This window comes from Curtobacterium sp. NPDC086286, assembly GCF_044746255.1.
In the GTDB taxonomy this organism is placed as follows: Bacteria; Actinomycetota; Actinomycetes; order Actinomycetales; family Microbacteriaceae; genus Curtobacterium.
In genome coordinates, this window is record NZ_JBIVBW010000008.1 from 219,843 (window position 1) to 243,739 (window position 23,897).

Below are 23,897 nucleotides of genomic sequence, written 5' to 3' on the forward strand. Positions count from 1 at the left end.
TCCGCAAGGCGTACGGTTCCAGCCTCGGTGAGGGCCCACGGCGTTGCATGGTCGGCGTTCCCTGGAAGACGCAACCACCGGAGGCACCATGCCGTTCATCACCGTCGGAGCCGAGAACGGGCACGACATCGACCTGCACTACGACGACTTCGGATCGGGCGACCCGGTCGTCCTCATCCACGGCTGGCCCCTGTCCGGCCGCTCGTGGGAGGGCCAGATCCCGGCCCTCGTCGAGGCCGGGCACCGTGTCGTCGCGTACGACCGTCGTGGCTTCGGGCAGTCGTCGCAGCCGTGGGGCGGGTACGACTACGACACGTTCGCCGCCGACCTCGACACCCTGCTCGACCAGCTCGGGCTGACCGAGGTCACGCTGATCGGGTTCTCGATGGGTGGCGGTGAGCTCGCGCGCTACGTGTCCACCTACGGCACGGGCCGGGTGAAGAAGCTCGTGTTCGCGAGCGCGGTGCCGCCGTACCTCTGGAAGTCGGACGACAACCCCGACGGCGGGGTCGACCAGGACCTCGCCGACTGGTTCTCGAACGGGATCACCGGGGACCGCCCCGCGTTCCTGCACGAGTTCGTCGACTTGTTCTACACAGCGGGCAAGCCCTCGCTCGTGAACAAGCCCCTGGTGTCGGACGACCAGCGCGCGTACGACCTCGCGATCGCCGAGCTCGCATCGCCGAAGGGCACGCTCGACTGCACCGTCGCGTTCGCCACGACGGACTTCCGCGACGACCTCACCAAGGTCGACGTGCCGACGCTCGTGATCCACGGCGACTCCGACGGCATCGTGCCGTTCGAGGTGTCCGGCAAGCGGACCGCTGCGGCGATCCCGAACGCGCAGACCCACGTGATCGAGGGCGGGCCGCACGGGGTGCTGGCATCGCACAAGGACGAGTGGAACGAGGCGGTCCTGCGGTTCCTCGCCTCCTGATCGGCGCCTCCTGATCCGCGCCGAGACGCCGCGTCGGTCGCGCACCGATCTCCGCGTCTCGTGAGCAGCAATGGTCGGGTCCGTTCGTCGGACCCGACCATTCCTGCTCACCGAGGACGTGCCTCCCGGCTCCTGCGTCGCGTCAGCGACCGGTGACCGCGCGCCGGATCTGCTCGATCGGCACCTTCGGGGTGCGGTCCGCGTTCAGCAGGCCGTTCGTCTCCTGCATCGTGTCCGTGAGCTGCGTGTAGCAGGACCCGGCGAGGAACGAACTCGCGCGGATCGCGTCGTACAGCGCCGTGATCCGGGCGATCCAGTCGTCGCCGTCGGCCGCGGTCGTGTAGCCCCAGCCGTCCTCGCGCTGGGCGCCGGGCTGGTAGTTCACACCGCCGAACTCGGTGAGCATGACCGGCTGCCCGCGGTCGACCGCTCCACCGACCAGCACCCAGCGGTCGGACGGGCCCATGCCGTGGAACAGTGCCGTGCGCGCTGCGTCGTCTGCGTAGGTCGCCGCGAGCCGGGGCCCGTCGCCCTCGTAGTCGTGGATCGTGATGATGTCCGATTCCGGGTGCTCCCACCCGTCGTTCGAGATCACCGGGCGCGTCGGGTCGATCGCCCGCGTGACGTCGGCCAACGACCGCGCGTAGGCCTGCTGCGCGGGGTCGGTCGCGATGTGCTGCACGCCCCAGCTCTCGTTCGCCGGGACCCACGTGACGATCGACGGGTGCGAGGCGTCGCGCTCGACGGCGTCCATCCACTCGCGCATCAGCCGCTGCACGGCCCGCGGCGAGAACGCGTACGCACCCGGCGCCTCACCCCACACGAGGATGCCGAGCCGGTCCGCCCAGTAGAGGAAGCGCGGGTCCTCGATCTTCTGGTGGTTGCGTGCGGCGTTGAAGCCGAGCTCCTTGATGAGCTCGACCTCGCGGCGGAGCGCCTCGCGGGAGGGGGCTGCGATGTGCGAGTCCGGCCAGTACCCCTGGTTGAGGACGCTGCGGACGTCGTAGCTCCGGCCGTTGAGGAGGAACGCGCCACCGTCGACGCCGACGGTGCGCACGCCGAAGTAGGACGCGACGGCGTCGATCGGGGTCGGGTCGCTACCTGATCCCAGCAGGGTGACCGTGGCGTCGACGAGCCGCGGTGCCTCCGGCGACCAGTGCAGTTCGTCCTCGGCCTGCCCGTTCGCCTGCCGGGCGATCGGGACGAGCACGTCGAACTCGTTCGCCGTCGCACCGAGCATGGTCTCGATCGTCGCGAGGTGTTCGTCGCGCTCGTCCCAGCGGGCGTCGACGCGGAGGCGCTCGCCGCCGGTCCGGACCCCGGCGAGCCGGACGGTCAGGCGGAGCGTCTGGTGGTCGAGGTTGGTCCAGCGGAGGTACTCGATCGACGTGGTCGGCACTGCCTCGAGCCAGACGGTCTGCCAGATGCCGGTGGTGCGGCGGTACCAGATGGCGTGCGGGTCCTCGTGCCAGTCCTGCTTGCCGCGGGGCTGGGTGAGGTCGTGCGGGTCGTCCTCGGCGCGGACGACGAGGGTGTGCACGGCGTCGGAGGCGGTCAGGACGTCGGTCACGTCGAACGAGAACGGCGTGTGGCCGCCCTCGTGCTCGCCGATGAACTGCCCGTCGATCCAGACCCGGGCGCGGTGGTCCACCGCGCCGAAGTGCAGCAGGAGCCGGGGTGCTGCGTCGCCGTGTCCGGCGGCCTCGAGCTCGGCGCGGCCGATGGTGCGGGAGTACCAGACGACGGGGTGGAAGCCCGGCTCGTCGATGCCCGACGCGACGGACTCGGGCGGGAACGGGACGACGATGTCCCGTGCGTCGGGGAAGCCGGTCCGCCAGGCGGGGTCGTCGCCGTCGTTGCGGAAGGACCACGTGCCGTCGAGGTCGGCCCACTGCGGGCGGAGCATCTGCGGCCGGGGGTACGTGCCGTCCTGCCGGGAGGCGAGCGGGAGGGCCTGCGGGGAAGCGGTGTCAGGTGCGGCGACGATGCCGTCGAGCGTGCTCATGCCTCCATGCTGGCGCGGCTGGTACATCGTTGTAAAGAGCGCGGCAACGATTCCGGGCGAGTGCCTGCCCGGCCTGTCAGGCGATCGCGGCGTCCCGCGTCAGGACCATGACGTCCATGCGCCCCTGCTGCACGGTCTCGCCCCGCTGGTTCCGGAGCGACACCGTCCGCTCGACGATGCCCGTTGTCCCGGAGCTCGTCAGCCGCGTCGACAGGATCTCGACCTCGCACGTCAGGGTGTCCCCGATGAACACCGGCGCCGTGAAGCGCCACTGGTCGATGCCGAGCAGCGCGACGGCCGAGCCCTCGAACACCCCGGTGCGGGCGATCAGCCCGAGGCAGAGCGAGGTGCCGAGCAGCCCGTGCACGACCCGCTGGCCGTAGCGGGTCCTGGCGGCGAACTCGACGTCGGTGTGGACCTGGTTGTTGTCGTTCGTCCACGAGGCGAACGACACGACGTCCGCCTCGGTGATGGTCCGGCCCGGGGTCGTGAAGGTCTGTCCGGCGGCGAGGTCTTCGAGGTAGTGCGGCACCCGGTCATCCTCGCAGACCGGTCGCCACGCGCGACCGCAGGTGGGCGACGAGGTGCTCGGCCCGGTCCCGCTCGCGCTCGACGACGGCGTGCTCGGTCGTGGCGAGGACCCCGGCGCCGAACGTGTCCGCCCCGCTCCTCGCCGCGAGGGTCGCCAGCTCCCGGTGGGCCGCGGTGGCGTGCGCCGCGTCGAGTACCTCGCCGAGGCCGTCCTGGACCCGCCGCAGCAACCCGAGGCGCCGCTTCCCGAGGTCCGTCGCCCCGTCGGCGGCCTGCAGGGCGTAGCGCAGCCGCCGCGCCGCCTTCCGGACCTCGTGCAGGTCGTCGAGCGTCTCGGTGCCGCCGTCGATCGCCTTCGCGACCCGCTTCCACTCGCGCGCGATCCGGCGGACGGTGAACGCCTGGGCGTCGTCGTCGGCGTGCGGTCCCCGCGGCACCCGGGCGACGAGGTCGTCGAGGCGGTCCAGTGCCCGGAACCACGTCGCCGAGCGCAGGGTGTGCCGGAGGTCGGCGGCCGCCGCCGCGCGGGACTCGGCGACGTGCGCACCGATCCGGTCGAGGGTCTCGGCGTCGACGAAGCCCTCGGGAGCGCGGCCGGCCGTGCGGAGCAACCGGTCGCGCAGGACCTCGGCGTCGCGGGCGACACCGGCCACCCGCGAGACCTCGGCCAGTTCGGCGCGCAGGGGTTCGGTGGCGTCGCGGTCGAGGGCACCGCGGTACGCGGCCAGCACGCTCCGCAGCCGACGCAGGACCTTCCGGAGGTCGTGCACCGACCCGTGCTCGTCGGCACGCACCCTCGGGTCGACCGCGACGAGGTCCGCGCGCAACGACCGGAGGACCGCTCGCAGGGCAGCGGCCGCGGAGCCCCGTCGTGGGCGTGCCGCCGACCCCTTCCGACGCTCGGGTGCGGCACGGAGCGCAGGGCGCCCGGCTCCGCCACCAGCGCGCCCGGCCCCACCCCGGGCGCCACCACCCGCCCCGGGTTCCGCCGCGTCCGCCAGCGCCCGCTCCGCAGCCCGGGACGCCGTCCCGCCCCGCCCGTCGTCGCTCAGCGCCCACCACCGAGCCGACCGGAGCACCGCGGCGTCGGGCTCGCCCTCGTCCACACGGACGTCGGCCACCTCGGCGCGGAGCCGCCCGTCCCGCCCGCGCAGCTCGACGAGGGTCGTCGCCGTGTCCCGCACCCGGACGACCCGGACCGGGCGGCCGCGCAGGAAGACCTCGACCACGGCGCGCGGAACGTGGTCCGCATCCTGGTCGTCGCCGCCGTCGAGGTCCGGGGGCACCTCGACCGGTCCGTCACCGCGGTCGACGCTCCACCCGGCGTCCGACCGGAGGAGCTCGACGCCCTCGGCCGCGAGGACCCGGTCGTCGGTGTCCCACAGGTGCTCGCGCAGCACCACGGGACCGTGCCGGTGGACGCGGTCGGCGAAGGGTTCGAGGGCGGGCAGCCGCCGGTCGTCGGCGATGCGCCACGTGCGACGGGGGTCGGTGCGGCCGAGCGGCTCCGGGTGCGGGGTCTGCATGCCGTCAGTGTCGTCCGCCGCGGGGCCCTCGTCACCGGGCCTGCCGCGTTCTGTGGATGCCCCACCCGGAACGACGCCCTGTGGAGGACAGCGGACGACCCGAACCCAGCGCCCCACGCCCCCAGCGCCCAGCGCCCCACGCCCCACGACCCAGCGCACCACCCTCAGCCCCCGGCGCGTACGGTTCGCCCCATGAGCGACGAGGCACCCGTCCCCGCCCCCGGCGAGCCCACCGACCGCACCCTCGAGGGCTGGATCGCCCACCAGCGCTGGTACACGGCGAAGGGCACCACCCCGCGGCTCCGCACCCTCGCGCAGCCCGCCGGTACCCGCCTCGTCCTCGACGACGCCCCGACCGGCCCCGTCCTCTACCAGGCGCCGGTCAGCCCCGACGCGACCGGGACCGTGCACGACGCGACCGCCGATCCGGACTGGATCCGGTCCCTCGCCGCGCGCATCGACGCTGACGACGAGAGTCTCGTCCCGATCGGCACCGTCCGGCGGTCCCGGGTGCTCAGCGGCGAACAGTCGAACACGTCGGTGATCTGCGAGACGGACACCGGCGCCGAGGTCATCGTGAAGGTCTTCCGCGTACTGCACCACGGCGACAACCCGGACGTCACCACGCAGCTCGCCCTCTCGGCCGCCGGCAGCGCCCGGGTGCCGCGCGTGTACGGCGCGCTCCGCGGGAGCTGGCCGGACCCGGGGCGCTCCGACGGCACCGCGAGCGGGCACCTCGCCTTCGCCCAGGAGTTCCTGCCGGGGCTGCAGGACGCCTGGCGCGTGGCGCTCGGCGACGCCCGCGAGGGCATCCCCTTCGCATCCGACGCCGAGCGGCTCGGGCTCGCGCTCGCCGAGGTGCACCGCACCCTCGCCGAGGCCCTGCCGACCGAGCCCGCCGACGACGACCGCCGTGCCGCCGCGATCGCGACGATGCACGGCCGGCTCGACGCCGCGGCACGCGAGGCCCCGGCGATCGGGCCGCACGTCGACGCCGTCCGTGCGGTCTACGCCCGGGCCGCCGACGCCGACTGGCCCGACCTCCAGCGCATCCACGGGGACCTGCACCTCGGGCAGGTGCTCGCCGCTCCGGAACCCCGCGGCTGGGTCTTCCTCGACTTCGAGGGCGAGCCGCTCCGGCCGCTCACCGAGCGCTCCCTGCCGGACGTCACGCTCCGGGACGTCGCCGGCATGCTGCGCTCGTTCGACTACGTCCAGGGCTCGCTCGCCCAGGACGCCGAGCCCGTCGACGCGGGGGAGTGGGCGCAGGAGGCCCGGTCGGCGTTCCTCGACGGCTACCAGCAGGGGACGGGATCGGACCTGCGTGCCCACCGGGAGCTGCTCGACGCGTTCGAACTCGACAAGGCCGTCTACGAGGTCGTCTACGAGACCCGGAACCGTCCCGACTGGGTCGGCATCCCGCTCGCCGCGGTCACGCGTCTGGTCGCGCGCAGCACGGCCTGACCGACGAGCCGAGGGCTGTGGCCCTGGACCGGACCGGATGACGGACGGGAGGCGCGGTGCCAGCCGGCACCGCGCCTCCCGTCCGTCATCGGGTGACGCCCGTCAGTTGACGGGTCCGGTGTACTTCTCACCCGGTCCGGCACCCGGCGCGTCCTGGATGCTCGACGCCTCGCGGAACGCGAGCTGCACCGAACGGAGCCCGTCGCGCAGCGGGCGGGCGTGGTGGTCCCCGATCTCCGTCGCCGCGGCGGTGACGAGCCCCGCGAGCGCCGTGATGAGCTTGCGCGCCTCGTCGAGGTCCGTCTGCTGCTCGGGGTCGTCCGCGAGACCCACCTTGACGGCGGCCGCGCTGAGGAGGTGCACCGCCACGGTGTTGATGAGTTCGACGGCCGGCACCTCCGAGATGTCGCGGGCGGCCTCGTCGGGCTCGGGGGAAGGGGTGTCGGTCACGGTGCTCCTCTGCTAGACTCGTCCGCGGCAGATGCTGTCAGTGTGCCCGGACTCGTGCGAACGATGCCGATCACTCCCGCAGCGTCACGAAAGAGGAGTCTCTCCCACCCGCGGCCGCGCACCACAGGCTACCGGGTCCACACCGCTCCACCGGCGTCCGCGTCGGTCGGCCGTCCCGCAGGGGTCGGCGTCGGGCGGCTGCCGAACGGGTCACGATCCGTGCGTCAGATCTCCTCTCTCGTGCCGTCGTCCAGGGCAAACGCCCCGGACGGCCACCACCTGATTGAAGGAGCTCCGCATTCCCGATCCCCGTACCAACGACCGAATCCGCGTCCCCGAGGTCCGACTCGTCGGCCCCCAGGGCGAGCAGGTCGGCGTTGTCCCCATCGCCGTCGCACTGCGCCTCGCGCAGGAAGCCGAGCTGGATCTGGTCGAGGTCGCGCCGAACTCGAAGCCGCCCGTGGCGAAGATCATGGACTACGGCAAGTTCAAGTACGAGGCCGCTCAGAAGGCCAAGGAAGCGCGTCGCAACCAGGTGAACACGGACCTCAAGGAAGTCCGTTTCCGCCTGAAGATCGACGTGCACGACTACGAGACGAAGCGCAAGCGCGCCGAGGGCTTCCTCCTCGGTGGCGACAAGGTGAAGGCGATGATCCTCTTCCGTGGCCGCGAGCAGTCGCGTCCGGAGCAGGGTGTCCGTCTCCTCCAGAAGTTCGCCGAGGAGATCGCCGAGTTCGGTGTCGTCGAGTCGCGTCCGACCCAGGACGGCCGCAACATGACGATGATCATCGCCCCGCTCAAGAACAAGTCCGACGTCAAGGGCGAGCAGAACGCCAAGCGCGCTGCTCAGAAGGCCGAGCGTCGTGCGTCGGAGCACGCTGCGAAGGGCAAGGAGGAGACCACCGACGTGGCTCCCGAGCCCGCGCAGGCCGAAGCTCCCGCTGAATAGGTCCCACCGACCGATCCCGCAACGACGCGGCTCCCCATCCATCCCACGGAAAGGCACCACCATGCCCAAGCAGAAGACCCACTCCGGGTCGAAGAAGCGCTTCAAGGTCACCGGCAGCGGCAAGATCATGAAGCAGCAGGCCGGTATGCGTCACAACCTCGAGGTCAAGAGCGCCAAGCGCAAGGCCCGCCTCAACGAGGACCAGGTCCTCGCCAAGGCTGACGCGAAGAACGTCAAGAAGCTCCTCGGCCACTGAGCCCCGCAGAACGTAAAGGAATAGATCAATGGCACGAGTAAAGAGAGCGGTCAACGCCGCCAAGAAGCGCCGCGTCATCCTCGAGCGCGCCGAGGGCTACCGCGGTCAGCGTTCGCGTCTGTACCGCAAGGCCAAGGAGCAGGTCACCCACTCCCTCGTCTACGCGTACCGCGACCGTCACGCGAAGAAGGGCGAGTTCCGTCGCCTCTGGATCCAGCGCATCAACGCCGCGTCGCGTGCGAACGGCCTGACCTACAACCGCCTCATCCAGGGCCTCGGCCTTGCCGGCGTCGAGGTCGACCGTCGCATCCTCGCGGACCTCGCGGTGAACAACCCCGAGACCTTCGCGGCGCTCGTCGAGACCGCCAAGAAGGCGCTCCCGGCCGACACCTCGGCCCCGAAGGCTGCGTAGTCAGTTCTTCTGCTCGCGAAACCCCCGCCGGTCCGGCGGGGGTTTCGTCGTTCCTAGACTTGTCCCGTGAGCGATCTCCTCGAGAACCCCAAGGCCGGCCGTGTCCGTGCCGTCGCAGCGCTGTCGAAGAAGGACGTGCGCGCCGACACGGGCCTGTTCCTGCTCGAAGGGCCGCAGGCGGTGCGCGAGGCGATCGAGTACCGCCCGGAGCTCCTCCGCGAGCTCTACGTGACCCCGACCGCGGCCGCGCGCTACGGTCTCGACGACGCGCCGGTCGACACGTGGTTCGTGACCGAACAGGTCCTCGACGCGATGGCGGACACGGTGACGCCGCAGGGCGTCGTCGCGGTGTGCCAGCAGTTCCCGACGTCGGTGAAGGACGTCTTCCCCGACGCCGGTGCCGCCCAGGAGGCGCGTGGCGGCCTGCCGGGGATCGTCGCGATCCTCGAAGAGGTGCGTGATCCGGGCAACGCCGGCACCATCATCCGTGCGGCCGACGCCGCCGGCGCCGACGCGGTGGTCCTCACCGGGCGCAGCGTCGACCCGTACAACCCGAAGGTCGTGCGGTCGACCACGGGCTCGCTCTTCCACGTGCCGGTGTCGGTCGGCGTGACGCTCGCCGACGCGGTGTCCCGTGCCCGGGGCCTCGGGTACACGATCCTGGCCGCCGACGTCTCGGGCGACGACCTGCCCGAGGTCCGCGCCGACGGCATGCTCGACGGTCCGACCGCGTGGGTGTTCGGCAACGAGGCACGTGGTCTCACCACCGAGGACCTCGCCCTCGTCGACCGCGCCGTGAAGGTGCCGATCTACGGCAAGGCGGAGTCGATGAACCTCGCGACCGCGGCGTCCGTCTGCCTGTACGAGTCGGCGTTCGCGCAGCGCACGGCTCGTCCCTCCACAGGCGACTGATCAGGGGACTCCTCCCCAGACCGTCCGGTACCGGACGGCGGTATCCCACGGGCCGGTAGGCTTGGGTCTCGTGTCAGAACCTCTCGAGATCAGCGAATCGGCCGTCGCCGACGCCGTGGACCGGGCCCTCGCGGCGGTCCGCGCCACGACGACCGTCGCCGAGCTGAAGCAGGCCAGGGCCGAGCACACCGGCGAACAGTCCGCGCTGGCGCGGATGAACGCGTCGATGCGCAGCGTGCCGAAGGAGCAGAAGGCGGCCGCGGGCAAGCTCGTCGGACAGGCCCGTGGGCAGGTGAACGCGGCGATCGCCGAGCAGGAGTCCGTGCTCGCCGAAGCCGAGGAACGTGCACGCCTCGACGCCGAGCGCGTCGACGTCACCGCGCTCCCGGTCCGCCGCGCGCCCGGCTCGCGGCACCCGCTGTCGCTCCTCAACGAGACCGTGGCCGACATCTTCGTCGGCATGGGGTGGGAAGTCGCGGAAGGCCCCGAGCTCGAGCACGAGTGGTTCAACTTCGACGCGCTGAACTTCGACCCGGACCACCCGGCCCGGGCCATGGCCGACACGATCTTCGTCGAGCCGGTCGAGCGCCACCTCGTCATGCGCACCCACACCTCCCCGGTGCAGGTGCGGTCGCTGCTCTCGCGCGATCTGCCGCTCTACGTCATCGCGCCGGGCCGGGTGTACCGCGCCGACGAACTCGACGCCACGCACCTGCCGGTCTTCACCCAGGTCGAGGGCATCGCGATCGACAAGGGCCTGACGATGGCGCACCTGCGCGGCACGCTCGAGCACTTCGCGCGCCAGATGTTCGGGGCCGAGGCGCAGATCCGGCTCCGCCCGAACTACTTCCCGTTCACCGAACCCAGTGCCGAGATGGACGTCTGGCAGCCGAACGCCAAGGGCGGCGCTCGGTGGGTCGAGTGGGGCGGCTGCGGCATGGTCAACCCGAACGTCCTGCGCGCCGCCGGCATCGACCCGGCCGAGTACCAGGGCTTCGCGTTCGGCATGGGCATCGAGCGGACGCTGCAGTTCCGCAACGGCCTGAACGACATGCGTGACTTCCTCGAGGGCGACATCCGCTTCTCGCAGCAGTTCGGAACGGTGGTCTGATGCGCGTCCCACTCCGTTGGCTCGGCGAGTCCGTCGACCTGCCCGACGACGTCACCCTCGAGCACGTCCACGCGGCGCTCGTGTCGGTGGGCTTCGAGGAAGAGGACGTCCACACCTACGACCTCACGGGCCCGATCGTCGTCGGCCGCGTGCTCGAGCGCGAGCCCGAGCCGCAGAAGAACGGCAAGACGATCAACTGGTGCCAGGTGGACGTCGGCGAGCCCGAGCCCCGCGGCATCGTCTGCGGCGCGCACAACTTCGACGTCGGCGACCTCGTCGTCGTCACGCTCCCCGGCGCCGTCCTGCCCGGGCCGTTCCCGATCGCGGCACGCAAGACCTACGGGCACGTGTCCGACGGCATGATCGCCTCGGCACGCGAGCTCGGTCTCGGCGACGAGCACGACGGCATCCTCCGCTTCGCGGACCTCGGCATGGAGCCCGAGGTCGGCGCGGACGCCATCGCCCTCCTCGGTCTCGACGACGCCGCGGTGGAGATCAACGTGACCCCGGACCGCGGGTACGTGCTGAGCATGCGCGGCGTCGCTCGCGAGTACGCCCACGCCACCGGCGCGACCTTCCACGACCCGGTCGAGCGGGTCGCCCCCCGCAGCGCCGAGGGCTTCCCGGTCGTGATCGACGACCAGGCCCCGGTGCGTGGCCGGGTCGGCGCGCACACGTTCGTCACCCGTGTCGTCCGTGGCATCGACCCGACCGCGAAGACCCCGGCGTGGATGGTCTCGCGCCTCGCCCTCGCCGGTGTCCGGTCGATCTCGCTGCCCGTCGACATCACGAACTACGTCATGTTCGAGCTCGGTCAGCCGCTGCACGGGTACGACCTCCGGACGCTGCAGGGCGGGCTCGGTGTCCGTCGTGCTGCTGCCGGCGAGACCCTGACGACCCTCGACCACGTCGAACGGACGCTCGACCCGGAAGACCTCGTCATCACCGACGACTCCGGTCCCGTCGGCCTCGCCGGCGTGATGGGCGGCGCCCGGACCGAGATCTCCGACGCGACCACCGACGTCCTGATCGAGGCCGCCGGCTTCGACCAGACCTCCATCGCCCGGACCGCGCGTCGGCACAAGCTCCCGAGCGAGGCGTCCCGACGCTTCGAGCGCGGCGTCGACCCGCTCGTGGCCGAGGCCGCTGCGAACCGTGCGGTCGAGCTCCTCGTCGAGCTCGCGGGCGGCACCGCGGACCCCCTCGGCTCGACGCTCGTCGACACCGAGCCCCGTCCGACGGTCACGATGCGCATCGCCCGTCCGGCCGAGCTCGTCGGCGTCGACTACACCGACGCCGAGGTCATCGACACCCTGCGCGCGATCGGTGCGTCGGTCGACGTCGACGGGGACACGCTCGCCGTGGTGCCGCCGACCTGGCGCCCCGACCTCACCGACGACACCACCCTCGTCGAAGAGGTCGCGCGCATCGTCGGCTACGACCGCATCCCGAGCGTCCTCCCCGTCGCGCCGCCCGGCCGTGGCCTGACCGGTCACCAGCAGGCCCGTCGCCGCGTCGCCGCCGCACTCGCCGCCGACGGCCTGGTCGAGGTCGTCACCGCACCCTTCGTGTCGCAGGCCACGCAGGACGCCTACCCGGGCATCGACGGCGCCGGCGGGCCGAGCGTGGTCCTCGCGAACGCCCTCGACAGCGAGCAGAGCCTCCTCCGTCGCAGCGGGGTGCCGGCACTCGTCGACGCCGCCCGCCGCAACGTGTCGCGCGGCCTCGTCGACGTCGCGCTCTACGAGACCTCGCGGGTGTTCCTGCCGGTCGTGGGCGAGACGCTCGGTACCGACACGGTCCCGGCCGGCGCCGTGCTCCCGGACCGCGACACCCTCGCCGCGCTCGACGCGTCCCTGCCGCCGCAGCCGTTCCACGTGTCCGCGCTGCTCACCGGCAACCGGGTCGTGAAGCAGCCCGGCGTGCAGCCCGAGCCGTACGGCATCGCGGACGCACTCGACGTCGCGCGCGCCGTCGCGTGGGCGGTCGGCGTGGAGCTCACGGTGGCGCAGACGACGCACCCGTCCCTGCACCCGGGCCGCGCGGCATCGCTCCTCGTGGACGGAACCGTCGTCGGCGTCGCGGGTGAACTCCTGCCCGAGCTGACCGAGGCAGCGGTCCTGCCGCGCGTCGTCGCGGTCGTCGAACTCGACCTCGACGCCATGGTCCGGGCGGCACCCGAACTGGTGTCGGTGGCACCGATCGTGTCCTACCCGGCGGCGACGCAGGACCTGTCCCTCGTGGTGGGTGCCGACGTACCGGCGGGTGACGTACTGGATGCGGTGCGCACTGGTGCCGGAGAGCTGTTGGAGTATGCTCGCCTCGTGGATGACTACCGGGGCACCGGCGTGGACGAGGGACAGAAGTCCCTGACGTTCGCGCTGCGCTTCCGCGCCACGGACCGCACGCTGACCGCTGCCGAGGCCACTGAGGCCCGTGACAGCGCCGTCCGACGTGCCGGCGAGCGATTCGGGGCGACCCTGCGCGACTGATCCCATCGGGACCAGCACCGCCCGGGGCCGCCGCCTCCGACTCTCTCGACGACCAGTCCGACCAAAGGTGGAATCCCATGTCCGTATCCGTCGCCGTGGCGGGAGCCTCCGGCTACGCGGGCGGTGAGCTCCTGCGCGTGCTCTCCGCCCATCCCGAGTTCGACGTCAGGACGGTGACGGCGTTCTCGAACGCCGGACAGCCGCTCATCGCGACGCAGCCGCACCTCCGCTCGCTGTCGCACCTGACCCTCGAGCCGACGACGGCGGACAACCTGCGCGGACACGACGTCGTGTTCCTCGCGCTGCCGCACGGCCAGTCCGGGGCCATCACCGCGGAGCTCGGCGACGACGCCCTCGTCGTGGACTGCGGCGCGGACCACCGGCTGACGGACCCGGCGGCGTGGGAAGCGTTCTACGGCGGCGACTACCACGGAGCGTGGACCTACGGGCTGCCGGAGCTGCTGCACGCGGCGCCGACGCCCGGGTCGGCGGACGAGTGGCGTGACGTGGACGACATCCAGACGCAGAGCCGGCAGCGGGCGGCGCTCGTGGGGACGAAGCGGATCGCCGTCCCCGGGTGCAACGTGACCGCCGTCACGCTCGGCATCCAGCCGGGCATCCAGGCCGGGTTGATCGAGTCGGACGACCTCGTGGCCGTGCTGAGCGTCGGCCCGAGCGGTGCCGGCAAGAAGCTCGCGAACACGTACCTGGCGTCCGAGATCATGGGCTCCGCGAGCGCGTACGCGGTCGGCGGGAAGCACCGCCACATCCCGGAGATCCAGCAGAACCTCGTGGTCGCCGGCGCGTCCGACGTGACGATCTCGTTCACGCCGGTCCTCGTCCCGATGTCCCGCGGCATCCTGGCGACGACGACCGCGAAGCTCGCGCCCGGTGTGAGCGCCCGTGACGTCCGGCTCGCCTGGGAGCAGGCCTACGCCGACGAGCCCTTCGTGCACCTCCTGCCCGAGGGCGAGTTCCCCCGGGTCGCCGACACCATCGGCGCGAACACCGCACTGATCGGGCTGGCGGTCGACGAGGCCGCCGGTCGCGTCGTCGCGGTGAGCGCACTGGACAACCTGGCCAAGGGCACCGCCGGTGCCGCGGTCCAGTCGACGAACCTCGCCCTGGGCTTCCCGGAGACCCTCGGCCTCAGCGTGGACGGAGTCGCACCGTGACCGACGCAAGCCAGTCCACCCACACCGACCCGGGCCTCCAGGGCGTCACCGCGGCAGCGGGCTTCCGCGCGGCCGGCGTGACGGCCGGTCTCAAGTCGAGCGGCAAGCCCGACGTGGCCCTCGTCGTCAACGACGGGCCGGACGCCGCAGTGGCCGCGGTCTTCACCAGCAACCGTGCCCAGGCGCACCCCGTGATCTGGTCGCGCCAGGCGGTCGGTGACGGCACCGCCCGAGCGGTCGTCCTGAACTCCGGCGGCGCGAACTGCTTCACCGGTCCGTTCGGCTTCCAGACCACCCACATGACCGCCGAAGCCGTGGGCGAGGCGCTCGGCATCGGCGCCGGCGACGTCGTCGTCTGCTCGACCGGCCTCATCGGGGTCGGCGACCAGACGTTCCGCGACAACGTCCTCAGGGGCGTCGACCTCGCGAGTGCGGCACTGTCGGCCGACGGCGGTCCGGACGCCGCGACCGCCATCATGACCACCGACACGAAGCCGAAGCAGTCGGTCGTCACCGAGGACGGCTGGACCGTCGGCGGCATGGCCAAGGGCGCGGGCATGCTCGCACCCGGGCTCGCGACGATGCTCGTCGTGATCACCACGGACGCCGTCGTCGGCTCGGACGAGCTCGACCAGGCGCTCCGGGCCGCCACCCGCGTCACCTTCGACCGGGTCGACTCGGACGGCTGCATGTCGACGAACGACACCGTGGTGCTGCTGTCCTCCGGCGCGAGCGGCGTCACTCCCGAGGTCGGCGACTTCCAAGAAGCCCTGACCGCGGTCTGCGCCGACCTCGCACGGCAGCTGCAGCAGGACGCCGAGGGCGCGAGCCACGACATCGCGATCCACGTCGTGAACGCCGCGACCGAGGACGACGCCGTCACGGTCGGCCGGAGCGTCGCCCGGAACAACCTGTTCAAGGCCGCGGTGTTCGGCAACGACCCGAACTGGGGCCGGGTGCTCGCGGCGATCGGCACCACCGACGCCGAGTTCGACCCGTACGCCGTCGACGTCTCGATGAACGGGGTCCGTGTCTGCCACGCCGGCGCCCCGGACGAGCCGAGCGACCGCGTCGACCTGACGCCGCGCGACACCGACGTCCTCATCGACCTCGGCGTCGGACCGTTCTCGGCGACGATCCTGACGAACGACCTCACGCACGACTACGTCCACGAGAACAGCGCGTACTCCAGCTGATGGCCGACGACAGCATCCTCTCGAAGGAAGAAGAGCACGAGCTCGCGACCGTCAAGGCCGCGACCCTCATCGAGTCCCTGCCGTGGCTGAAGCGGTTCTCGGGCAAGATCGTCGTCGTCAAGTTCGGCGGCAACGCCATGGTGAACGAGGACCTCAAGCGCGCGTTCGCCGAGGACATGGTCTACCTCCGGTACGCCGGCCTCCACCCGGTGGTCGTGCACGGCGGCGGCCCGCAGATCTCGGCGGCGCTGAAGGAACAGGGCATCGCGTCCGAGTTCCGCGGCGGCTACCGCGTCACCACGACCGAGGCGATCACGGTCGTCCGTGACGTGCTCGCCGGCGAGGTCAACCGCGAGATCGTCGACCTGATGAACGAGCACGGCGAGGGCCTGGCCGTCGGCGTGTTCGGCGACGGCGGCTCGCTGTTCACCGGCGAGAAGAAGGGCGTCGTCGTCGACGGCGAGCACTTCGATCTCGGGCACGTCGGCGACATCACGCACGTCGACCCCTCCGGTGTGCTCGCCGCGATCGAGGCCGGCCGCATCCCCGTGGTGTCGAGCATCGCCATCGACGACGCCCACCCGGACCAAGCGCTCAACGTGAACGCCGACGCCGCGGCGGGCGCACTCGCGATCGCCCTCAAGGCGTCGAAGCTCATGATGCTCACCGACGTCCCCGGCCTGTACCGCAACTGGCCGGACCGCGACTCGATCGTCGACCTCATCGCGGTCGAGGAACTCCGCGCGCTCCTGCCGTCGCTCGAGTCGGGCATGATCCCGAAGATGACCGCATGCCTCGACGCCGTGGTCGGCGGGGTCGGCGGCGCGACGATCATCGACGGGCGGATCCCGCACTCGATCCTGCTCGAGGTGTTCACCCTGCGCGGCGCGGGCACCGAGGTGATCCCGGACCCGAGCCGACGCACCGAGAACCAGATGACCCACGCCGAGATCGGCCGACGCGTCGCAGCACCGTCGACGAGCAGCACCACCGGCCAACACGTGGCCAGCACGACCGAGAAGGGACAGCCGCAGTGAGCACCGAGACGCAGACCGAGACCTGGAACGACCGGTTCGGGGCGTCGCTCATGCGATCCCTGACCCCGCCGAAGATCATGCTCGAGCGCGGCGAGGGCTGTCGCGTCTGGGACGTCGACGGCAACGAGTACCTCGACTTCCTCGCCGGCATCGCCGTCAACTCGCTCGGCCACGCGCACCCCGCGCTGGTCGAGGCGATCAGCGACCAGGCCGCCAAGCTCGTGCACGTCTCGAACTACTTCGCGACCCCGCCGCAGCTCGAGCTCGCCGAGCGGCTCAAGCGCATCACGGGCGCAGGTGAGGCCGGCCGCGTGTACTTCGGCAACTCCGGTGCCGAAGCCAACGAGGCCGCGTTCAAGCTCGCACGGCTGAACAAGGGCGCCGACGGGCAGAAGACCCGCATCCTCGCGCTGAAGCAGGGCTTCCACGGCCGCACGATGGGCGCGCTCGCGCTCACCGGCAAGCCCGCCCTGCAAGAGGACTTCCTGCCGATGGTCCCCGGGGTCGAGCACATCGACTCCACGGTCGCCGCGCTCGAGGAGTCGATCGACGACACCGTCGCCGCGCTCATCGTCGAACCGATCAAGGGCGAGGCCGGCGTGGTCGACCTGCCCGAGGGGTTCCTGCTCGCCGCTCGCCGCCTGACCGCGGAACACGGCGCGCTGCTGATCCTCGACGAGATCCAGACGGGCGTCGGCCGGACCGGCAACTGGTTCACCTACCAGGGCCACGGTTTCGAGCCGGACGCCATCACGATCGCGAAGGGCATCGCGGGCGGGTTCCCGATCGGCGCCCTCGTCACCTTCGGCTGGGCGTCCGAACTGTTCTCGGCCGGACAGCACGGCTCGACGTTCGGTGGCAACCCGCTCGGCACCCGGGTGGCGAACGCCGTCCTCGCCGAGATCGAGCGGGCTGACCTCGTGTCCGGTGCGGTGACGAAGGGGGAGCGGATCCGTGCGGGCATCGCGAGCATCGGCTCGCCCCTCGTCGAAGAGGTCCGTGGCACCGGCCTCCTCATCGGGGTCGGCCTGACCGGCCCGGTCGCCGCCGCCGTCAACGCCGCCGCGCTCGAGCGCGGCCTGATCATCAACGCCCCGAACGAGTCGAGCCTGCGCATCGCGCCGCCGCTCGTCGTGTCCGACGCCGAGATCGACGAGTTCGTGTCGATCCTCCGCGAGAGCCTGGCCGCAGTCGCCGCCGACCAGGGCACCACCACCCAGGAGACCTCCGCATGACCCGCCACTTCCTCCGCGACGACGACCTCAGCCAGGCGGAGCAGTCCGCGATCCTCGACCTCGCCGAGCAGATGAAGGCCGACCGGTGGGGTGCCAAGCCCCTCGCCGGACCGCAGAGCGTCGCCGTGATCTTCGACAAGTCGTCCACCCGCACGCGGGTGTCCTTCCACGTCGGCATCTCCGACCTCGGCGGCAGCCCGCTCATCATCTCGACGGCGAACAGCCAGCTGGGCGGCAAGGAGACGCCGTCCGACACCGCACGCGTCCTCGAGCGCATGGTGTCGGCGATCGTGTGGCGCACCTACGGCCAGGCCGGGCTCGAGGAGATGGCGGCGAACACGAGCGTCCCCGTCGTCAACGCCCTGTCGGACGACTTCCACCCGTGCCAGCTGCTCGCTGACCTGCTGACCATCCGCGAGCACCGCGGGACCCTGGCGGGGCAGACCGTGGCCTTCATCGGCGACGGCGCGAGCAACATGGCGCAGTCCTACCTGCTCGCCGGGGCCACCGCGGGCATGCACGTCCGCGTCGCGGCACCGGCCGAGTTCTCCCCGGCAGCCGAGGTCGTCACGGACGCCGAGCGTCGCGCTGCCGTGACCGGCGGTTCCGTGCTCGTCGTGACCGACCCGGTCGCCGCCGTCGCCGGAGCGGACGTCGTCGTGACCGACACCTGGGTGTCGATGGGCAAGGAGGACGAGAAGCAGGCGCGGCTCGACACCTTCAACGGGTACCGCGTGGACGACGCGATGATGGCGCACGCCGCCGACGACGCCGTGTTCATGCACTGCCTGCCCGCCGACCGAGGGTTCGAGGTCACGGCCGAGGTCATCGACGGTCCGCGGAGCATCATCTGGGACGAGGCGGAGAACCGTCTCCACGCCCAGAAGGCGCTGCTCGCGTGGCTCCTCGCAGCGAACGCGACCGGCGCTCCCACCGCGACCAGCGCTCCCGCCGCGACCGGCGCCCACGCGACGACCGGCGCCCCCGCGACCGCCTGACCCAGGGAGACCACCGTGGCAGACCGCGTCGTCCTCGCGTACTCCGGCGGATTCGACACGTCCGTCGGCATCGGCTGGCTGCGTGACGCCACCGGCAAGGACGTCGTCGCCCTCGCGGTCGACGTCGGCCAGGGCGGCGAGGACATGGCGGCGATCCGGCAGCGCGCGCTCGACTGCGGCGCCGTCGAGTCGATCGTCATCGACGCGAAGGACGAGTTCGCCGACGACTACCTCGTCCCCGCGCTGCAGGCCAATGCCCTGTACCAGAAGCGCTACCCGCTCGTCTCCGCGCTGAGTCGTCCCCTCATCGCGAAGCACCTGGCGCTCACAGCGAAGCAGCTCGGTGCCGACAGCGTGGCGCACGGGTGCACGGGCAAGGGCAACGACCAGGTCCGCTTCGAGGCGGCGGTCGCGGCCCTCGCCCCGGACCTGACGAGCGTCGCACCGGTGCGGGACCTCGCGCTCACCCGCGACCGAGCGATCGCCTACGCCCAGCAGCACGGCCTGCCCGTCGAACAGTCGGAACGCTCGCCCTGGTCGATCGACCAGAACGTGTGGGGTCGAGCGGTCGAGACCGGTCACCTCGAGGACCCGTGGAACGCCCCGGCGGAGGAGCTCTACGCCTACACGCAGGACCCGACCGTCCCGCGCGCTCCGGACGAGGTGACGATCACCTTCGAGCAGGGCGTCCCCGTCGCCATCGACGGACAGCGGTTCAGCGTGCTGCGCGTCGTGCAGGAGCTCAACGCACTCGCCGGCAAGCACGGTGTCGGTCGGATCGACGTGGTCGAGGACCGGCTCGTCGGCATCAAGTCGCGCGAGGTGTACGAGGCGCCGGCCGCCGTCGCCCTGATCGCCGCGCACGAGGAGCTCGAGAACCTGACCCTCGAACGCGACGTCAACCGGTACAAGCGGCAGGTCGAGTCGGACTGGGCCGACCTGGTCTACGACGGGCTGTGGTTCAGCGGCCTGAAGCGGAGCCTCGACGCCTTCATCGCCCACACCCAGCAGCACGTCTCCGGCGACGTCCGACTCCGGCTCCACGCGGGCCGAGCCGTCGTGACCGGACGCCGCTCCAGCCAGAGCCTCTACGACTTCGACCTGGCGACCTACGACACGGGCGACGCCTTCGACCAGTCGCACGCGAAGGGGTTCATCGACATCTGGTCGTTGCCGAGCAAGATCTCCGCCCGCCGCGACCTGGCCAACTGAGCGCCCAGGCACCCCGCCCCCAAACCCACGACCGGACGACGAGAGAACCATGACCGACGCGAACCAGCCCGCCGCCAAGACCGACGCCACCAACACCGGCGCCCTCTGGGGTGGCCGCTTCGCGGACGGCCCGAGCGCCGAGCTCGCCGCCCTCTCCCGATCGACCCACTTCGACTGGCAGCTCGCCCCCTACGACATCGCCGGCTCCCGCGCCCACGCCCGCGCCCTCAACACCGCCGGGTACCTGACGGCCGACGAGCTCGAGCGGATGCTCGCCGGCCTCGACCGCCTCGAGTCCGCGCACGCCGACGGCGCGCTGCAGCCCGCCGACAGCGACGAGGACGTGCACGGCGCCCTCGAACGACTCCTCATCGCCGACCTCGGCCCCGAGCTCGGCGGGAAGCTGCGCGCCGGCCGGAGCCGCAACGACCAGATCGCGACGCTCGGTCGGATGCACATGCTCGACCACGGTCGCCGCATCGGGCACCTCGTCATCGACCTCGTCGACGCGATCTCCCAGCAGGCCAACGAGCACCCCGGCGCGATCATGCCGGGTCGCACGCACCTGCAGCACGCGCAGCCGGTCCTCCTCGCACACCACCTGCTCGCGCACGCGTGGCCCCTGGTCCGTGACCTCGAGCGGCTCCGCGACTGGTCGGACCGCGCGAGTGTGAGCCCGTACGGCGCCGGCGCCCTCGCGGGGAGCTCGCTCGGCCTCGACCCCTCGGCGATCGCCCACGAGCTCGGGTTCGCCCGCCCCGCGGACAACTCGATCGACGCCACGGCGGCTCGTGACGTGGTCGCCGAGTTCGCCTTCGTCCTCGCGCAGATCGGCATCGACGTCTCCCGCCTGGCGGAGGAGATCATCCTCTGGAACACGAAGGAGTTCGGCTTCGTCCGGCTGCACGACGCGTTCTCCACGGGGTCGAGCATCATGCCCCAGAAGAAGAACCCGGACATCGCCGAGCTCGCCCGGGGCAAGTCCGGCCGGCTCATCGGCAACCTGACCGGCCTGCTCGCAACCCTCAAGGGCCTGCCGCTGGCGTACAACCGCGACCTGCAGGAGGACAAGGAGCCCGTCTTCGACTCGGTCGCCACCCTCGAGGTCCTGCTCCCCGCCTTCACCGGCATGGTCGCGACCCTCTCGTTCGACACCGACCGCATGGCCGAGCTCGCGCCGCAGGGATTCTCGCTCGCGACGGACGTCGCCGAGTGGCTCGTCCGCCAGGGGGTGCCGTTCCGTGACGCGCACGAGGTCTCCGGCGCGCTGGTCCGGTACTGCGAGGAGCGCGGGATCGAACTCGACGACCCCACCGACGACGAGTACCGGACGGTGTCCGAACACCTCACGCCCGAGGTCCGCGGCGTCCTCACCATCGAGGGTTCCGTCGCGTCGCGTGCCGGAATCGGCGGCACCGCGCCGGACCGCGTCGCCGAACAGCTCGTGTCGCTCACCCGTCGCGTCCGCGACCTCGCGGAGGGCGTGCCCTTCACCCGATGACCGACCCCACGCTCGCGCTGCTGTCCGAACCGGCGCCGGTCTCGGCGCCGGCGTTGCTCGGTGCGACGATCGCGGGCAAGGGCGTGACCCTGCGCATCACCGAGGTCGAGGGCTACTTCGGCCCCACCGACCCCGGCTCGCACGGCCACCGCGGCCCGACGCCGCGCAACCGTCACCTGTTCGGACCGCCCGGGACGCTCTACGCCTACCGCTCCTACGGCATCCACACGTGCGTCAACGTCGTCAGTGCGCCGGAGGGCACGTCGTCGGGATCGCTGCTGCGGGGCGCGCAGGTCGTCGAGGGCCTCGAGACCGCCCGTTCCCGCCGTGGCGGCTCCGTCACGGACGTCGCGCTCGCGCGCGGTCCCGGCAACCTCGGCGGCGCGCTCGGTGCGGTGCTCGGTGAGGACGACGGCAGCAGACTCCTCGACGGCTCCGGCCCGTACGTGCTGACGTTGGCTCCCGGCCTGGAGGCGCGGCTCGCCGCCGTCGGACCGACCCGCGTCGTCGAGGAACTCCTGTCCGAGACCGTGCCTGGCCCGGCGGCGACCGGTCCGGTCCCGCGGATCTCCCGAGGGCCGCGCACCGGCGTCGGCGGCATCGCCGGCGGCGCGCGCTTCCCCTGGCGCTTCTGGCTCACCGGTGACCCGACGGTGTCGGCGTACCGGCGGCACAAGGGCGCCCTCGATTGACGGAGCCGCGCGGCGCCTCCTGGACCGCGCGCGCCGCTACGATGGCTGGGTGTCCAGTGAATCCGCTCACGATGTCCTGACGCGCCAGCAGAACGACCCGACCTTCGCCTCGGTCTGGGACGAACTGCGCTGGCGTGATCTGGTGCACGTCTCCACCGACGAGACGGCACTCAAGGAGGCCCTCGACGGCGAGCCGATCACGTACTACTGCGGTTTCGACCCGACGGCGCCGTCCCTGCACTGCGGGAACCTGCTGCAGCTGCTCACCATGCGCCGGATCCAGCTCGCCGGGCACAAGCCGCTCGCCCTGGTCGGTGGTTCCACCGGGTTGATCGGCGATCCGCGGCCGACAGCCGAACGGACGCTCAACACCCGCGAGACCGTGCAGGAGTGGGTCACGCGGTTGCAGGGCCAGGTGTCGCGGTTCCTCAGCCCCGACGGCGCGAACGGCGTGCGGCTGGTGAACAACCTCGACTGGACGGCACCGCTGTCCGCGATCGACTTCCTGCGCGACATCGGCAAGTACTTCCGCGTGAACTCGATGCTCAAGAAGGACGCCGTCGCCGCGCGCCTGAACTCCGACTCGGGCATCAGCTACACCGAGTTCAGCTACCAGATCCTGCAGGGCCTCGACTACCGCGAGCTCTTCCGCCAGTACGGGTGCACCCTGCAGACGGGCGGCTCGGACCAGTGGGGCAACCTGACCTCGGGGACGGAACTCATCCGTCGTGCCGAGGGGGCGACGGTGCACGCGCTGGGGACGCCCCTCATCACGAACTCCGACGGCACGAAGTTCGGCAAGAGCGAGGGCAACGCGATCTGGCTGGACCCGGACATGACCTCGCCGTACGCGTTCTACCAGTTCTGGCTCAACACGACGGACGCCGACGTGATTGCCCGGCTCCGCCAGTTCACGTTCCTGTCCCGCGCCGAGATCGAGCGGCTCGAGCAGGCCGTTGCCGACGAGCCGTTCCGGCGCGAGGCGCAACGGACCCTCGCGTTCGAGGTGACAGCGGTCGTGCACGGGGTCGCGGCGACGCAGGCGGCGATCGATGCCTCCGCGGCGTTGTTCGGCAACGGCGACCTGGGCGCGCTCGACGCCACCACCCTGCGGTCGGCGATCGCGGAGCTCCCGGGGTCGGTGGCGCTGCCCGGTGATGCCGACGTGGCCCGAGCGCTCGTCGACACCGAGTTGGTGAAGTCCCTCGGCGAAGCCCGTCGCGCCATCGACCAGGGTGGTGTGTACGTGAACAACACGCGCGTCGAGGACCCGACCGCGCCGCTGTCCGACCTCGCCCTGCCCGGGGGAGTGCTCGTCCTCCGTCGTGGCAAGAAGACCCTGGCCGGCGTGACGCTCTCCTGATCGTCGCCGCTCGTCGATGCCCGGTTCCCCTGGTGGGAGCCGGGCATCGCTGCGTCCGGGCCGCACGTGTTGCACAACGCGACACGCCCGGGATGTGGCCCGTCTTGGCGCACCCGCTGAACGCTGCGTATAGTTCCTACTCGTCACCCCAAAGGTGCGGCGGAGCGGCTGGAGCGAAAGCCCAGAGCACGCCGGCCCTCAAGCGGGACCATCCTCCACTGAAGTTCAGATCTGGCCTTGCGCTGGGTCGCTTCGACGCCTAGGATGACTACTCCACCGGTTCTCTCCTACGGGATGAGCCACTGGGCCTCAGGGTCCGACGACACACCGGTGGTCAAACCAAGAACGAAAGCCTCTCTGGCGGAACCTCTTTCGGGGTCGAGTGGGGAGTGCGTCTGGTCCTTGAGAACTCAACAGCGTGCACATTGTCAATGCCAATTTAT

At 71.6% G+C, this 23,897-nt stretch carries 21 protein-coding genes; 17 read left to right on the forward strand and 4 right to left on the reverse strand.

The window, feature by feature from the left end:
- Positions 1–88: 88 nt before the first annotated feature.
- A complete protein-coding gene (locus ACIPKM_RS15745; RefSeq protein WP_402737068.1) occupies positions 89–937 on the forward strand; it encodes an alpha/beta fold hydrolase in 849 nt (282 codons plus the stop codon).
- Positions 938–1,079: 142 nt separating this feature from the next.
- On the opposite strand, the gene ACIPKM_RS15750 is transcribed toward ACIPKM_RS15745, so the two are convergent.
- The 3 genes from ACIPKM_RS15750 to ACIPKM_RS15760 form a co-directional block, all read right to left on the reverse strand.
- Positions 1,080–2,942 (reverse strand): glycoside hydrolase family 2 protein, encoded by a 1,863-nt coding sequence (locus ACIPKM_RS15750; protein WP_402737069.1) that lies wholly within the window; start codon positions 2,940–2,942, stop codon positions 1,080–1,082.
- Positions 2,943–3,018: 76 nt separating this feature from the next.
- Positions 3,019–3,474 (reverse strand): MaoC/PaaZ C-terminal domain-containing protein, encoded by a 456-nt coding sequence (locus ACIPKM_RS15755; RefSeq protein ID WP_070417876.1) that lies wholly within the window; start codon positions 3,472–3,474, stop codon positions 3,019–3,021.
- Between the two features lie 4 nt (positions 3,475–3,478).
- Positions 3,479–4,999, reverse strand: a complete 1,521-nt coding sequence (locus ACIPKM_RS15760) for a CHAD domain-containing protein (RefSeq protein WP_402737070.1) — start codon at positions 4,997–4,999, stop codon at positions 3,479–3,481.
- A gap of 192 nt (positions 5,000–5,191) precedes the next feature.
- On the opposite strand from ACIPKM_RS15760, the gene ACIPKM_RS15765 reads away from it, so the two are divergent.
- The gene (locus ACIPKM_RS15765) at positions 5,192–6,463 is read left to right on the forward strand and encodes a phosphotransferase (protein WP_402737071.1); all 1,272 of its coding nucleotides are present in this window, start codon (positions 5,192–5,194) and stop codon (positions 6,461–6,463) included.
- A 102-nt stretch (positions 6,464–6,565) separates the two neighbouring features.
- Here ACIPKM_RS15765 and ACIPKM_RS15770 read toward each other — a convergent pair whose 3' ends face one another.
- Positions 6,566–6,913 carry a DUF1844 domain-containing protein gene (locus ACIPKM_RS15770; protein ID WP_071295810.1) on the reverse strand — a complete coding sequence of 116 codons (348 nt, stop codon included), beginning with the start codon at positions 6,911–6,913 and terminating at the stop codon, positions 6,566–6,568.
- Between the two features lie 283 nt (positions 6,914–7,196).
- Between ACIPKM_RS15770 and infC the strand changes: the two genes are divergently transcribed.
- The 15 genes from infC (at position 7,197) to tyrS (ending at position 23,454) form a co-directional block, all read left to right on the forward strand.
- Complete coding sequence (gene infC / locus ACIPKM_RS15775) at positions 7,197–7,862, forward strand: translation initiation factor IF-3 (protein WP_402737072.1); 666 nt, start codon at positions 7,197–7,199, stop codon at positions 7,860–7,862.
- A gap of 61 nt (positions 7,863–7,923) precedes the next feature.
- Entirely contained in the window at positions 7,924–8,118 is a 195-nt protein-coding gene (rpmI, locus tag ACIPKM_RS15780; protein ID WP_022903519.1) for a 50S ribosomal protein L35, read from the forward strand.
- Between the two features lie 28 nt (positions 8,119–8,146).
- Positions 8,147–8,530 carry a 50S ribosomal protein L20 gene (gene rplT, locus ACIPKM_RS15785; RefSeq protein ID WP_022908516.1) on the forward strand — a complete coding sequence of 128 codons (384 nt, stop codon included), beginning with the start codon at positions 8,147–8,149 and terminating at the stop codon, positions 8,528–8,530.
- Positions 8,531–8,596: 66 nt separating this feature from the next.
- The gene (locus ACIPKM_RS15790) at positions 8,597–9,442 is read left to right on the forward strand and encodes an RNA methyltransferase (protein WP_070417881.1); all 846 of its coding nucleotides are present in this window, start codon (positions 8,597–8,599) and stop codon (positions 9,440–9,442) included.
- A gap of 70 nt (positions 9,443–9,512) precedes the next feature.
- Entirely contained in the window at positions 9,513–10,553 is a 1,041-nt protein-coding gene (pheS, locus tag ACIPKM_RS15795; RefSeq protein ID WP_070419380.1) for a phenylalanine--tRNA ligase subunit alpha, read from the forward strand.
- Positions 10,553–13,045, forward strand: coding sequence for a phenylalanine--tRNA ligase subunit beta (gene pheT / locus ACIPKM_RS15800; RefSeq protein WP_402737073.1), 2,493 nt, complete (start codon positions 10,553–10,555; stop codon positions 13,043–13,045). The genes pheS and pheT overlap by 1 nt, the downstream gene beginning before the upstream one ends.
- Before the next feature lie 77 nt (positions 13,046–13,122).
- The gene (locus tag ACIPKM_RS15805) at positions 13,123–14,220 is read left to right on the forward strand and encodes an N-acetyl-gamma-glutamyl-phosphate reductase (protein WP_402737074.1); all 1,098 of its coding nucleotides are present in this window, start codon (positions 13,123–13,125) and stop codon (positions 14,218–14,220) included.
- The gene (gene argJ / locus ACIPKM_RS15810; RefSeq protein WP_071295807.1) at positions 14,217–15,416 is read left to right on the forward strand and encodes a bifunctional glutamate N-acetyltransferase/amino-acid acetyltransferase ArgJ; all 1,200 of its coding nucleotides are present in this window, start codon (positions 14,217–14,219) and stop codon (positions 15,414–15,416) included. Before ACIPKM_RS15805 ends, argJ begins: the two co-directional genes overlap by 4 nt.
- The gene (gene argB, locus ACIPKM_RS15815; protein WP_070417885.1) at positions 15,416–16,453 is read left to right on the forward strand and encodes an acetylglutamate kinase; all 1,038 of its coding nucleotides are present in this window, start codon (positions 15,416–15,418) and stop codon (positions 16,451–16,453) included. Before argJ ends, argB begins: the two co-directional genes overlap by 1 nt.
- Entirely contained in the window at positions 16,450–17,688 is a 1,239-nt protein-coding gene (locus ACIPKM_RS15820) for an acetylornithine transaminase (RefSeq protein WP_402737075.1), read from the forward strand. The genes argB and ACIPKM_RS15820 overlap by 4 nt, the downstream gene beginning before the upstream one ends.
- Complete coding sequence (gene argF, locus ACIPKM_RS15825; RefSeq protein ID WP_402737076.1) at positions 17,685–18,686, forward strand: ornithine carbamoyltransferase; 1,002 nt, start codon at positions 17,685–17,687, stop codon at positions 18,684–18,686. The genes ACIPKM_RS15820 and argF overlap by 4 nt, the downstream gene beginning before the upstream one ends.
- A gap of 15 nt (positions 18,687–18,701) precedes the next feature.
- Positions 18,702–19,898 (forward strand): argininosuccinate synthase, encoded by a 1,197-nt coding sequence (locus tag ACIPKM_RS15830; protein WP_402737077.1) that lies wholly within the window; start codon positions 18,702–18,704, stop codon positions 19,896–19,898.
- Between the two features lie 49 nt (positions 19,899–19,947).
- Complete coding sequence (gene argH / locus ACIPKM_RS15835; protein ID WP_402737078.1) at positions 19,948–21,399, forward strand: argininosuccinate lyase; 1,452 nt, start codon at positions 19,948–19,950, stop codon at positions 21,397–21,399.
- Entirely contained in the window at positions 21,396–22,091 is a 696-nt protein-coding gene (locus tag ACIPKM_RS15840) for a DNA-3-methyladenine glycosylase (protein WP_402737079.1), read from the forward strand. Before argH ends, ACIPKM_RS15840 begins: the two co-directional genes overlap by 4 nt.
- A gap of 49 nt (positions 22,092–22,140) precedes the next feature.
- Positions 22,141–23,454, forward strand: coding sequence for a tyrosine--tRNA ligase (tyrS, locus tag ACIPKM_RS15845; RefSeq protein WP_402737080.1), 1,314 nt, complete (start codon positions 22,141–22,143; stop codon positions 23,452–23,454).
- Positions 23,455–23,897 lie beyond the last annotated feature (443 nt).

Bases quoted from the DNA above. Each gene is read 5' to 3' on its own strand.
- ACIPKM_RS15745 (WP_402737068.1), top strand. From the start codon at position 89: ATGCCGTTCATCACCGTCGGAGCCGAGAACGGGCACGACATCGACCTG.
- ACIPKM_RS15750 (WP_402737069.1), bottom strand. From the start codon at position 2,942: ATGAGCACGCTCGACGGCATCGTCGCCGCACCTGACACCGCTTCCCCG.
- ACIPKM_RS15760 (WP_402737070.1), bottom strand. From the start codon at position 4,999: ATGCAGACCCCGCACCCGGAGCCGCTCGGCCGCACCGACCCCCGTCGC.
- ACIPKM_RS15765 (WP_402737071.1), top strand. From the start codon at position 5,192: ATGAGCGACGAGGCACCCGTCCCCGCCCCCGGCGAGCCCACCGACCGC.
- rpmI (WP_022903519.1), top strand. From the start codon at position 7,924: ATGCCCAAGCAGAAGACCCACTCCGGGTCGAAGAAGCGCTTCAAGGTC.
- rplT (WP_022908516.1), top strand. From the start codon at position 8,147: ATGGCACGAGTAAAGAGAGCGGTCAACGCCGCCAAGAAGCGCCGCGTC.
- pheT (WP_402737073.1), top strand. From the start codon at position 10,553: ATGCGCGTCCCACTCCGTTGGCTCGGCGAGTCCGTCGACCTGCCCGAC.
- ACIPKM_RS15805 (WP_402737074.1), top strand. From the start codon at position 13,123: ATGTCCGTATCCGTCGCCGTGGCGGGAGCCTCCGGCTACGCGGGCGGT.
- argB (WP_070417885.1), top strand. From the start codon at position 15,416: ATGGCCGACGACAGCATCCTCTCGAAGGAAGAAGAGCACGAGCTCGCG.
- argF (WP_402737076.1), top strand. From the start codon at position 17,685: ATGACCCGCCACTTCCTCCGCGACGACGACCTCAGCCAGGCGGAGCAG.
- argH (WP_402737078.1), top strand. From the start codon at position 19,948: ATGACCGACGCGAACCAGCCCGCCGCCAAGACCGACGCCACCAACACC.
- ACIPKM_RS15840 (WP_402737079.1), top strand. From the start codon at position 21,396: ATGACCGACCCCACGCTCGCGCTGCTGTCCGAACCGGCGCCGGTCTCG.